The 11426-nt window shown below is 71.0% G+C and carries 8 protein-coding genes; 4 read left to right on the top strand and 4 right to left on the bottom strand.

The window, feature by feature from the left end:
- Nucleotides 1-49: 49 nt before the first annotated feature.
- From PIR02_18950 to PIR02_18940, 3 genes are read right to left on the bottom strand one after another with little or no spacing between them, the layout of a single operon-like run.
- Nucleotides 50-1474: a gamma-aminobutyraldehyde dehydrogenase gene (locus PIR02_18950; GenBank protein ID WZH36801.1), complete on the bottom strand. Its 1425-nt coding sequence runs from the start codon at nt 1472-1474 to the stop codon at nt 50-52.
- Entirely contained in the window at nt 1471-2856 is a 1386-nt protein-coding gene (locus PIR02_18945) for an aspartate aminotransferase family protein (GenBank protein ID WZH36800.1), read from the bottom strand. The genes PIR02_18950 and PIR02_18945 overlap by 4 nt, the downstream gene beginning before the upstream one ends.
- A gap of 20 nt (nt 2857-2876) precedes the next feature.
- Complete coding sequence (locus tag PIR02_18940; GenBank protein WZH36799.1) at nt 2877-4364, bottom strand: CoA-acylating methylmalonate-semialdehyde dehydrogenase; 1488 nt, start codon at nt 4362-4364, stop codon at nt 2877-2879.
- A gap of 96 nt (nt 4365-4460) precedes the next feature.
- Here PIR02_18940 and PIR02_18935 point away from each other — a divergent pair, with 96 nt between their 5' ends.
- The 3 genes from PIR02_18935 to PIR02_18925 all read left to right on the top strand — a co-directional run bounded on the left by PIR02_18935 (nt 4461) and on the right by PIR02_18925 (nt 9965).
- Nucleotides 4461-6107: a PucR family transcriptional regulator ligand-binding domain-containing protein gene (locus tag PIR02_18935; GenBank protein ID WZH36798.1), complete on the top strand. Its 1647-nt coding sequence runs from the start codon at nt 4461-4463 to the stop codon at nt 6105-6107.
- Nucleotides 6108-6173: 66 nt separating this feature from the next.
- Nucleotides 6174-7832, top strand: a complete 1659-nt coding sequence (locus PIR02_18930) for a cellulase family glycosylhydrolase (protein ID WZH36797.1) — start codon at nt 6174-6176, stop codon at nt 7830-7832.
- A 117-nt stretch (nt 7833-7949) separates the two neighbouring features.
- Nucleotides 7950-9965, top strand: a complete 2016-nt coding sequence (locus PIR02_18925; GenBank protein WZH36796.1) for a glycosyltransferase family 39 protein — start codon at nt 7950-7952, stop codon at nt 9963-9965.
- A 32-nt stretch (nt 9966-9997) separates the two neighbouring features.
- Here the strand turns inward: PIR02_18925 and PIR02_18920 are convergent, their stop codons facing one another.
- Complete coding sequence (locus PIR02_18920) at nt 9998-10795, bottom strand: alpha/beta hydrolase (protein WZH36795.1); 798 nt, start codon at nt 10793-10795, stop codon at nt 9998-10000.
- Between the two features lie 57 nt (nt 10796-10852).
- Between PIR02_18920 and PIR02_18915 the strand changes: the two genes are divergently transcribed.
- Nucleotides 10853-11419 carry a mismatch-specific DNA-glycosylase gene (locus PIR02_18915; GenBank protein ID WZH36794.1) on the top strand — a complete coding sequence of 189 codons (567 nt, stop codon included), beginning with the start codon at nt 10853-10855 and terminating at the stop codon, nt 11417-11419.
- Nucleotides 11420-11426 lie beyond the last annotated feature (7 nt).

The raw sequence follows: 11426 nt of genomic DNA, 5'->3' as shown, positions 1-11426 counted from the left end.
CGGACGCGCCGGGCGCCGGCACCGCGAGCGCGCGCTCGGGGCGCGCCGCTCAGTCCAGACTCGCCATCACGTGCTTCAGGCGCGTGTAGTCCTCGAAGCCGTAGATCGACAGGTCTTTGCCGTATCCCGAGTGCTTGAACCCGCCGTGCGGCATGTCAGAGACGAACGGGATGTGCGCGTTGATCCAGACGCACCCGAAGTCCAGGTCGCGGCTGAGACGCAGGGAGCGTCCGCTGTCGCGGGTCCAGACCGACGCGGCGAGCGCGTAGGGCACGCCGTTGGCGAGCTCCAGCGCTTCTTCCTCGGTGTCGAAGGACTGCACCGCCAGGACCGGGCCGAAGACCTCCTGCTGCACGAGCTCGTCGTCCTGGCGGACGCCCGTGACCACGGTCGGCGCGAAGAAGCACCCGGTGTCGCCCACCCGCGCCCCGCCCGTGGCGATCCGCGCGTGGGCGGGCAGCCGCTCGATGAACCCTTCGACCCGTGCGAGCTGGTCGGGGTTGTTCACCGGTCCGAAGAAGGCATCCGGGTCGTCCGGAGCCCCCACGCGCACGTGCTGCTCGACGTACGTCACGAGGCGCTCGACGAAGGCGTCGTGCAGTGAAGAGTGCACGAGGAGCCGCGTCGCCGCGGTGCAGTCTTGGCCGGCGTTGAAGAACGCGGCTTCGGCGATCCCGGATGCCGCCGCCTCCAGGTCGGCGTCGGCGAAGACGATCGCGGGCGCCTTGCCGCCGAGCTCGAGGTGGACGCGTTTGAGGTCGCGGGCGGCCGAGGTCGCGACCTGCATCCCCGCGCGAACGGAGCCCGTGATCGCGACGAGCTGGGGACTGGGGTGCTCCACGAGGGCGCGGCCGGTGTCGCGGTCGCCGAGAACGACGTTCAGCACCCCCGGCGGCAGGATCTCGGCGGCGATCTCGGCGAGCAGCACCGTCGTCTGAGGGGTCGTCTCGCTGGGCTTGAGTACCACGGTGTTGCCCGCCGCGATCGCCGGACCGATCTTCCACACCGCCATGTTCAGGGGGTAGTTCCACGGCGTCACCTGTGCGACGACCCCGATCGGCTCGCGGCGCACGTACGAGGTGAAGCCTTCGGCGTACTCGGCGGCTGCTCGACCGTTCAGCTCGCGCGCCGCCCCGGCGAAGAAGCGCAGCTGATCGACCGACTGGACGATCTCGTCGGCGACGAGGCTGGCGCGCGGCTTCCCGGTGTCCTCCGACTCGAGGTCGGCGAACTCCTCCGCCCGGGCCTCCAGCGCATCGGCGAGACGGAACAGCGCGAGCTGGCGCTCGGCGGGAGTCGCCCGCTTCCACGCGGCGAACGCGGCCGCGGCGGCGGCGACCGCGGCATCCACCTCGGCGTCCGTCGACACGGGTGCCTGCGCGTACACCTCGCCGGTCACGGGGCTGACGAGGTCGAGCAGGGCGCCCTCGGAGGCGACCGACTCGCCGCCGATGACGTTACGGAGCACTCTCACGACGCGGCTGCCTCGTCGGCGACCGTGAGCGCCTCGTCGATGATGTGGAGGCCGCGCACGAGCTCCTCCTCGGTGATGACGAGCGGCGGGGCCACGTGCACGCGGTTGAAGTGCGTGAACGGCCAGAGCCCCGCCTTCTTGCACGCGGCGGCGAATGCCGTCATGGGCGCGGCCGCGGGACCGGCGGCGTTGAACGGAACGAGCGGCTCGCGCGTCTCGCGGTCGCGCACGAGCTCGATCGCCCAGAACAGTCCCCGCCCGCGCACCTCTCCGATCGAGGGATGCCGTTCGGCCATCGCCCGCAGGCGCGGCTCCACGACGCGTTCGCCGAGGTCGCGCACGCGCTCGAGGATCCCGTCGCGGGCGAACACCTCGAACGTCGCGACACCCGGCGCGCAGGCGAGCGGATGACCGGAGTAGGTCAGCCCGCCGGGGAACGCCACCGTGTCGAAGTGCGCCGCGATCGCGTCGGAGATCACGACCCCGCCGAGCGGCACGTAGCCGGAGTTCACGCCCTTCGCGAAGGTGATGAGGTCGGGCGTGACGTCGAAGGCGTCGACGGCGAACCACTCGCCGATACGGCCGAAACCGACCATGACCTCGTCGGCGATGTAGACGATGCCGTACTTGTCGCACAGCGCCCGGACGCCGGGGAGGTAACCCGGCGGCGGAACGAGCACACCGTTCGTGCCCACGACCGTCTCGAGGATGATCGCACCGATCGTGGACGCGCCCTCGAGGATGATGGTCTGCTCGAGATGCTCCAGGGCTCGTGCCGTCTCCTCGGCCTCGTTCGCCGCGTGGAACGCCGAACGATAGGCGTACGGCCCGAAGAAGTGCACGACCGAGGCGTCGGCAGGCTCGTTCGCCCAGCGGCGCGGGTCACCGGTCAGCGTGATCGCGGTCGAGGTGTTGCCGTGGTAGCTGCGGTACATCGCGAGCACCTTGCGCTTACCCGTGACCAGGCGAGCCATGCGGACCGCGTTCTCGTTGGCATCCGCTCCTCCGTTGGTGAAGAAGACCTTCGACATGCCCGCGGGGGCGACCTCGACGATGTGTCGAGCGAGCTCTCCGCGCACGTCGTTCGCCATCGCCGGCTGGATCGTGGCGAGCTCGCCCGCCTGCCGCTGGATCGCGGCGACGAGGTCGGGGTGCTGGTGCCCCAGGTTGAGGTTGACCAGCTGCGACGAGAAGTCCAGGTAACTGTTTCCCGCGTAGTCCCAGAACGTGGCACCCGAGCCGCCGGCGACCGGCAGCGGGTCGATGAGCGCCTGAGCGCTCCACGAGTGGAACACATGCCCGCGGTCGTTCGCGCGGACGCGGGCGTCGGCTTCGGGGTCGGGGGTGAGGCCGGCCGAGAGATCGGGGGTCGTGAGGGTCATGGTGGTTCCCTTTCCGGTTCTCAGTGGTTGCTGGGGAAGCCGAGGCTGATCTGGCTCTCGCTGGGGTCGGGCCAGCGGGTGGTGACGACCTTGCTGCGCGTGTAGAAGTGGATCGACTCGGGGCCGTAGATGTGCGAGTCGCCGAAGAGCGAGTTGCGCCAGCCACCGAACGAGAACGCGCCCACCGGCACCGGGATCGGCACGTTGACGCCGACCATACCCACCTCGATGTCGAACTCGAACTGCCGGGCCGTGCCGCCGTCGCGCGTGAACACCGCGGTGCCGTTGGCATAGGGGCTCGCGTTGATGAGGGCGACGGCCTCGTCGTAGCTCTGCACGCGCACGACCGAGAGCACGGGGCCGAAGATCTCGTCGTCGTACACCTTCATTCCCGGGGCCACGCGGTCGACCAGCGAGACGCCGACGAAGAAGCCGTCGCCATCGAACTGCTGTGCCGTGCCGTCGACGACCACCTCGGCGCCCTCGGCGGCAGCACCGGTGACGTAGGAGGCGACCTTGTCGCGATGCTCGCGGGTGATGAGCGGACCCATCTCGCTCGCGGCATCCGTTCCGGGACCGATGGTGAGGCCCGAGATGCGCGAAGAGACCTTCTCGACGAGGGCGTCGGCCACCTCGTCTCCGACCGCGACGAGCACCGACACAGCCATGCAGCGCTCGCCGGCTGAGCCGTAGGCGGCCGATACGGCGGCGTCGGCTGCGGAGTCGAGGTCGGCGTCGGGCATGACGACCATGTGGTTCTTCGCACCACCGAGGGCCTGCACGCGCTTGCCGTTCTCGGCCGCGCGCGCGTAGATCGTCTTCGCGATCGGCGTGGAGCCGACGAAGCTCACCGCGCGCACCGCGGGGGAGTCGAGCAGCGCGTCGACGGCGACCTTGTCGCCGTGGACGACGTTCAGTACGCCGACGGGGAGCCCCGCCTCCTCGTACAGCTTTGCGAGGAAGAGCGCCGCCGAGGGGTCCTTCTCGCTCGGCTTGAGCACGACCGTGTTGCCGCAGGCGATGGCGGAGGCCGTCATCCACAGCGGCACCATGACCGGGAAGTTGAAGGGGGTGATGGCCGCGACCACGCCGACGGGCTGCTTGACCGAGTGCACGTCGACCCCGCGGCTGACCTGCTCGGCGTGCTCCCCCTTCAGAAGGTGAACCAGGCCCGCGGCGAACTCGACGTTCTCGATGCCGCGGCTGATCTCGCCCTTGGCATCCGAGATCACCTTGCCGTGCTCGGCCGTGATGATCGCGGCGAGCTCGTCGGTGCGCTCCACGAGGAGGTGGCGGAGGCGGAAGAAGACGTCGGCGCGCTTGATGAGGCTCGTGGCCCGCCAGCCGGGGAGCGCGGCGGCGGCCGCGGCGATCGCCTCGTCGACCTCGGATGCCGTGGCGAAGGCGACCTGCGCCTGCACCCGACCCGTCGCCGGGTCGAAGACGTCTCCGGTGCGCGCGTCGCTGCCGTGCTCGGTGCCGGCGATGTGATGGCGGATCAGGGGCATGCGAGTCCTCCTCGGCTGGGGGCGACCGGACACTCCGACCGGGCGCGCACTAAGGTGTATGGGATTGATTCTTCGGGTTTATAGGGGGGAGTGCACGTGTCTGATCGTCGCGAATCGGCCCAGACCCGGACAGATCGTCCGGACGCTGTCGAACCGGGACTGCCCACCCTCGGAGAGGCACTCGCGGTCCCGGCCCTGATCGTGGGGATGCCGGAGGTCCTCGCCGGCACGCATGCCCTCGATGAGCCCGTGCGCTGGGTGCACGTGTCCGACAGCCCGGGGGTCGCTCGTCTCCTCGACGGAGGAGAGCTCCTGCTCACCACCGCCTCCGCGTGGCCCGAGCACCCCGAAGAGCTGAGAGCCCTCATCGCCGACTTCGCCGCCGCGGGGCTCGTGGGCGTCGTGATCGAGCTCGGTGCGCACTACCGGTATGTCCCCGCCGTGGTCGTCGATGCCGCGCGATCCGCCGGACTCGCGCTCATCGCCCTGCACCGCGAAGTCAAGTTCGTCACCGTGACCGAGCAGGTGCACCGACGCATCATCGACGATCAGACGACGGCACTGCGGGCCCGGGACGAGGTGCGAACGCTCTTCATGGAGCTTGCGCTGCGGGGCGCTCCCGCCGACTACGTGGTGGAGCGCCTCGCACGCACGTTGCGCGCCCCGGTGATCCTGGAGTCCCTCGCCCATGAGGTGATCGTGGCCGATCTCGCCGATGCCGATCACACCGTGCTCGAGCGCTGGGCGGAACGCTCCCGGCGGTCCGGTCGCGAGGCCGACGAGTCCCGGTCGGTCGTGCCCGTCCAAGCGCGCGGGACGCGGTGGGGATCGCTGGTCGCCCTCGCCGGTCCTGCGCACCCCGCCGGACGCGTCGCCGTGCTCGAGCAGGCGGCGACGGCGCTCGCGCTCGGGCGCCTGGCCGACGCCGATGGGGAGGACTGGTCGCACCTGGGGCGTCGCCGGCTCGTCGACGCGCTGCTCGCCGGCCGGTTCGCCTCTCTCCCCGAGGCGGCCGCGCGCCTCGACGCCGCGGGGCTCTTCTCCCAGGGCGTCGCCGTGCTGGGGCTCGCGGTCGATGCGGCCGGGGCGGCGGAGGTCGAGGCCGCCGCCGTCGATGCCGGGGGACGCGCGCTGTGCGGGACGACCCGCCGCCCCGACGAACCGGCGGAGGGGTGGATGCCGGTGCTCCTGGCTCTCCCGTCGACCACGACGTTCGCGGGAGCCACAGTCGACCGCTTCCTCTCCGTGCTCCGCGCGGGGGGCCGACGTGCCCGCCTGGTGGTGGGGCCGCGCGTGGACCCGACGGCGGCGGACACGATGCTCGGCCACACCCTCGACTCCGCACGGGAAGCGCTCGACCTCGCCGAGACCGGTGAGGTGGGGGAGTCGGGCGTGATGTGGGTGCGGCGCCATCCCTTGCGCCGCTTCGTCGCCGCATTGCGCGGTGATCACCGGCTCCTCGCCCATGCCGAGTCGATGCTCGCGCCCGTTCTCCAGGCTCCGCCCGCGCGGCGCGACGATCTCCTCGACGCCCTCGCCGCGGTGGTGGCGCATCCGGGCAATCGCACCGCCGCTGCCGCGGCGGCGCATGTATCGCGGTCGGTGTTCTACCAACGATTGGATGCACTCGAGGAGGCGCTCGGCGTCCGGCTCGATGACGGTGAGGTGCTCTCGGCGCTGCACCTCGCGCTCGCGATCCATCGTGCGCACGCGGGACCTGCGGCATCCCTTCGGCGTCCGTGACCCCGCCCCTGTCCGCGGCGACATAAGATGTGCCGGAAAGGCGGGGGCCGGGTGCACAAACGAACGATGCGGTGGTGGCGCGCCGGCGCGCGCCTGGCGACCGCCGCGGTGGCGGCGACGGCCATGATCGCCGGAGCGGTCGTGCCCGCGGCGACCGCGGCGTCGGTGCCGGGGTGGCTCTCGACCAAGGGTGCGAGCATCGTCACGGCATCCGGGTCGCCCTACACGATCAAGGCCGCCGCCTGGTTCGGTATGGAGACCTCAAACTGCGCCCCGCACGGGCTCTGGTCGATCTCGCTCGACGAGGGGCTGGATGCCATCGCGTCGATGGGTTTCAACGCCCTCCGGTTGCCGTTCTCGAACGAGTGCCTGGCGGCGAAGACGTCCAACTCGATCAACGCCGCGGTCAACCCCGGACTGGTCTCGCTCACGCCGCTGAAGCTGATGGACACGGTCATCGCGCGAGCCAAAGCCCACGGCCTGTCTGTCATCCTTGACCGGCACCGCCCCGACTCCGCCGCGCAGAGTGAGCTGTGGTACACCGCTCGGTACAGCGAGCAGCGGTGGATCGACGATTGGAAGATGCTCGCGGCCCGTTACAAGAACGAGCCGGCCGTCATCGGTGTCGACCTGCACAACGAGCCCCACGGGCCCGCCTGCTGGGGGTGCGGCGACTCGTCGCGTGACTGGCGCGCCGCGGCGACCCGCGCCGGCAATGCGGTGCTGTCGGTCAACCCCAAGCTGCTCATCGTCGTCGAAGGCATCGAGCGACAGGGCGACGGTTCGACCACGTGGTGGGGCGGTGGTCTGAAGGACGCCCGGTCCGCCCCGATCAGCCTGTCGGTGAAGAACCGCGTGGTCTACTCACCGCACGACTATCCGTCCACCGTCTATGCACAGCCCTGGTTCTCGGCCGGGAACTATCCCGCGAACCTCGAGGGGGTCTGGGATGCCAACTGGGGGTACCTGGCCCGCGAGAACATCGCCCCCGTGCTGCTGGGGGAGTTCGGCACGAAGCTCGAGACCGACAGCGACCGCGCCTGGCTGAAGACTCTCGTCGCCTACCTGTCCAAGACGAAGATCAGCTACGCATACTGGTCGTTCAACCCCAACAGCGGTGACACCGGCGGGCTCGTCGCCGATGACTGGCGGACCCCGCAGACGGCGAAGCTCGCGGCGCTGCGCCCCATCCTCACGCCGGTGGCGGCTCCCACGCCGAAGCCGACGACGAGCCCGAAGCCGACGACGAGCCCGAAGCCGACGACGAGTCCGAAGCCCACGGCGAGTCCCTCGTCGAGTCCGAAGCCGACGTCGAGCCCGAAACCCACGTCGAGCCCGAAGCCCACGGCGAGCCCGAAACCCACGACAAGTCCGAAGCCCACGTCGAGCCCGACCGCGAGCCCGAAACCCACGACGAGTCCGAAGCCCGCGGGAATCACCGCGACGTGGATTCCGCAGAGCGCGTGGGGCGAGGGCTACGTCGCCGAGGTCGAGGTGACCGCGACGGGCACGGTCTCGCGGTGGCAGGTCTCGTTCGACGCTTCGGGAACGACCGCGGTCTCGAACGCCTGGGGAATGACCTGCAGCCTCTCCGGCACGACGGTGACGTGTCGGGGTACCGACTGGGCCGCCGCGCTCTCGCCCGGTCAGACCGTCCGTGTCGGCCTCCAGGCCACCGCGACGCGCGCGCCCTCCTCGCCGAAGCTCGCGGTCGCGGCATCCTGACGCTTCTTCCAGACGGCGCCTCGGAGAGGCCCCGAGGGTGGGCCGCGAGTCCGATCCACGCCTCGCTCATAGCTTCGGTGAAGCCTGCTGTAGTGGACGGGTGCCTACGATCCGGGCATGACCGCCACCCTCGCCCCGACCCTTCCCGTCGCTCGTGACACCACGGGGGCGGCTCGGTTCCGTCCGCGGCTCTGGGGAGCAGGGCTCGTCGCGATCGGCGCCCTCGCCCTGGTGCTCACCGGCTGGCAGGTGTGGGCGGGGGCGCCCTCCGAGTACTACGCGTCGATCGCCCTGTCGATGAGCCGCTCCTGGTCGAACTTCTTCTTCGGCGCGGTGGACCCCGCCGGCACCGTCACGCTCGACAAGATCCCCGGTTCCTTCTGGGTCCCCGCGCTCTTCGTCCGGGTCTTCGGCTACTCGGCGTGGACGGTGATCCTCCCGAACGCCCTCGCCGCCACCGCCGCCGCCCTGGTCACGGCCGTGGCCGGTCGACGGCTGGCGGGAGAGCGCGCGGGGCTCCTCGCGGGGGTGATCGTCGCCGTCACCCCGATCCTCGTGGCCGTGTCGAGGTCGAACCAGCCCGAGTCCTTCTTCGTGCTCGGTCTCGCCCTCACCGCGTGGGCGTCCGTGCGGGCGGTCCAGGAGCGCAGTCCCGGGTGGCTCGTCGTGGCGGGGGCGTTCATCGGGTTGTCGTTCCAGTTCTACATGCTCGAAGCGTGGGCGGTCTGGCCGGCTCTCGCCGCCGCCTACCTGTGCACGCGGCAGTCGTGGGCCCGGCGCGTTCTGCACCTGGCCGTCGCGGCCGCGGTGAGTGCCGTCGGCTCCCTCTGGTGGGTCGCGATCGTCGCCCTCATCCCCTCGGGGAGTCGGCCCTACATCGGCAGCACGATCGCCGACAACCCCTGGGAGATGGTCTTCGGCTACAACGGTCTGGGCCGGTTCGCGGCCACCGCCGACAGCAGCGCGTACGAGTCGTTCACCCCGCCGTTCTCCGGCGACCCCGGCGTGCTGCGCCTGTTCAACGCGGAGCTGGCGGGACAGATCGCCTGGCTCCTGCCCGCCGCTGCCGTCGGCATCGTCGTCCTCTGGATGTCGCGGCTTCCCCGCCCGATCACGCTGCTGCTGACGGTGTGGACGGCGACGTTCGTCGCCATGTTCTCCGCGGTGTCGGGGATGCACCAGTTCTACACGGCGGCTCTCGCCGTCCCGCTCGCCCTCGTCGTGGGCACGGCTCTCGCGATCTCCCACCGCGACGGGAAGACCTGGCCGCAGGTCGCGATCATCGGGGTCGCCGCGGTGACCGCCGTGGTCATCGGTTTCTCGGTCGGGGGGTACAGCATCCCCGTGTCCCTCGCGCAGGCGGTCGTCGCCGCTGTCGCGATCGGCGTGCTGATCTCGCGGCATCGTGCGCGCCTGGTCACCGTCGCCGCGACGGTCGTCGGTTTGCTGCTCACCCCGGCGGTGTGGTCGGCGGTGACGATCGCCCACCCGAACTCGATCAACCCCGTCGCCGGTGGTGTCTCGGAGATGTCGGCGGGGGGCTTCGGGGGCGCCGGGATGCGAGGCCCCGGCGGCGTCGACGGGCGAGGCTCCGGGACAGCCCCCGGTGGCCAGTTCCCCGGGACGGGTGGGCAGGGCTCCGGCCCGGGTGGGTCCGGTGGCTCGTCCGCGCAGGGTGGACCGGCGACCGGCGGTACCGGTACAGCCCCGCGGGGTGGCGGTGCCCGGGGCTTCGGTGGGGGAGGAGCGATGGGGGCGAGCACGGCGAGCGCCGACCTCGTCGCATGGCTTCAGGCCCGCGACACGGGTACCACCTACCTCGCGGCCACGTTCGGGGCACAGTCCGCTGCGTCGCTCATCCTCGCCTCGGACGGGGCGTCGATCCTTCCGATCGGCGGATTCAACGGATCCGACGCGGTACCCACGCTCGACGGGTTCATCGACCTGGTCGAGTCCGGGCAGCTGCGATACGTCATCTCGGGCCAGGATCGCGGTTCGGGAGCCTTCGGGGACGGCGGCGGTGCGGCCGGTTCGGCCTCGACGGAGACGACCTCGGCGCAGATCCGCTCGTGGGTCGGGCAAAACTGCGAAATCGACTCCTCCGCGCCCGACACGGTGTACGACTGCGGCTGAGCCTGTCGCGAGGCTCCGTGTCCGCGGTGCCGTCAGGCGTCGCGCGAGAGGAACTCCACGCCCGCCTCACGGAACGTCCGCGCGCCCGGTGCGTTGACGTGGTGGCGTCCGGGGATGTCGGAGAACTCCCCGTGCGGCAGCAGCGAGGCGAGATGCTGCGACTGGTCGTGGATGGGATCCTCGGTGCCGGTCGCGATGAGCACGGGCTGCTGCGGCGGCGACGCGGGGTCGGGATCGGTCTCGCCCAGGCGCATCCCTTCCGCGATCGCCACCAGCGCGCGCAGGTCGTTTCCGGGCACACGCTCGGCGAGGGACACGTAGCGCAGGGTCGTGGCATCCTCCACCGGGGTCCCGTGGTCGAGGAACGCCCGGGCCTGGTCGACCTTCAGCCGCGCCAGCGGCCGACCGTCCGGGATGCCACCGAGCACCGCCCTGTCGACGTGCTCGGGCGCGTCGACCGCGAGCTGCCAGCCGACGCGTCCGCCGAGCGAGTAGCCCAGGTAGCGCACCGCATCGAGGAGATAGGTGTCGAGCACGGCGACGAGGTCGCCGACGAGCGTCGGCATCGTGTACGACGCGGCATCGTGCGGCTTGTCGCTCGCGCCGTGGCCACGCTGGTCGACCGCGACGACGCGGAACCCCGCGCGCAGCAGGTCACGGACCCAGCCGGTGTTGACCCAGTTGTCTCGTGTGCTCGATCCGAAGCCGTGCACGCACAGCACGGCATCCGCGTCGGGATCGCCCCACGTGTACGTCGCCAGTCGCACGTTGTCGCCGACGATGACGAACTGCGGTGCGGGGATCTCGGTGAGCGCGGGCACGGCATCCATTCCTCCGATCCTGGCAGATGCACGGGATCGGACCGGGGTAGTGGTCATAGTGGTCTCATGGGATATACGCGCGCTGAGCTCGAGTCGTTCCGGGATGCCACGATCCCCGACCTCGTCGAACCCGGTGTCCGGCTGCTCTTCGTCGGCATCAACCCCGGGTTGTGGACGGCGGCGACCGGCACCCCTTTCTCCCGACCGGGCAACAGGTTCTGGCCGGCGTTGGGGGAGGCCGGGATCCTTCCGCGGCTGCCGGACTACACCGGGACGCTGACCGAGGCGGACCGCCGACTGATCCTCGACGCGGGAATCGGGGTCAGCAACCTCGTCGCCCGAGCGACCGCGCGAGCCGACGAAGTGAGCCGAGAAGAACTGCGGGCGGGTGCCGCCGCGCTGAGCGAGCGGGTCGCGGTCTGGCGTCCGCGTGCGGTCGCCGTGGTCGGGCTGACCGCCTACCGAGAGGGCTTCCACCGGCCGAAGGCCCTCGCCGGTTGCCAGGAGGAGGCGATCGCCGGGGTCCCCACGTGGGTGCTGCCGAACCCCAGCGGTCTGAACGCGCACGACACCGTCGCGAGCCTTGCCCGCGCCTACGCAGAACCGGCTCGCGCGGCGGGAGTGCTCGAATGACGACCGC

This window comes from Microbacterium enclense, assembly GCA_038182865.1.
Lineage (GTDB): Bacteria > Actinomycetota > Actinomycetes > Actinomycetales > Microbacteriaceae > Microbacterium > Microbacterium enclense_B.
Note: the sequence above shows the minus strand (reverse complement) of the source record. Positions and strands in the feature narration are given on the sequence as shown.

Excerpts from the sequence above, each read along its gene's own strand:
- PIR02_18945 (WZH36800.1), bottom strand. The coding sequence starts at position 2,856 with ATGACCCTCACGACCCCCGATCTCTCGGCCGGCCTCACCCCCGACCCC.
- PIR02_18940 (WZH36799.1), bottom strand. The coding sequence starts at position 4,364 with ATGCCCCTGATCCGCCATCACATCGCCGGCACCGAGCACGGCAGCGAC.
- PIR02_18930 (WZH36797.1), top strand. The coding sequence starts at position 6,174 with ATGCGGTGGTGGCGCGCCGGCGCGCGCCTGGCGACCGCCGCGGTGGCG.
- PIR02_18925 (WZH36796.1), top strand. The coding sequence starts at position 7,950 with ATGACCGCCACCCTCGCCCCGACCCTTCCCGTCGCTCGTGACACCACG.
- PIR02_18920 (WZH36795.1), bottom strand. The coding sequence starts at position 10,795 with ATGGATGCCGTGCCCGCGCTCACCGAGATCCCCGCACCGCAGTTCGTC.
- PIR02_18915 (WZH36794.1), top strand. The coding sequence starts at position 10,853 with ATGGGATATACGCGCGCTGAGCTCGAGTCGTTCCGGGATGCCACGATC.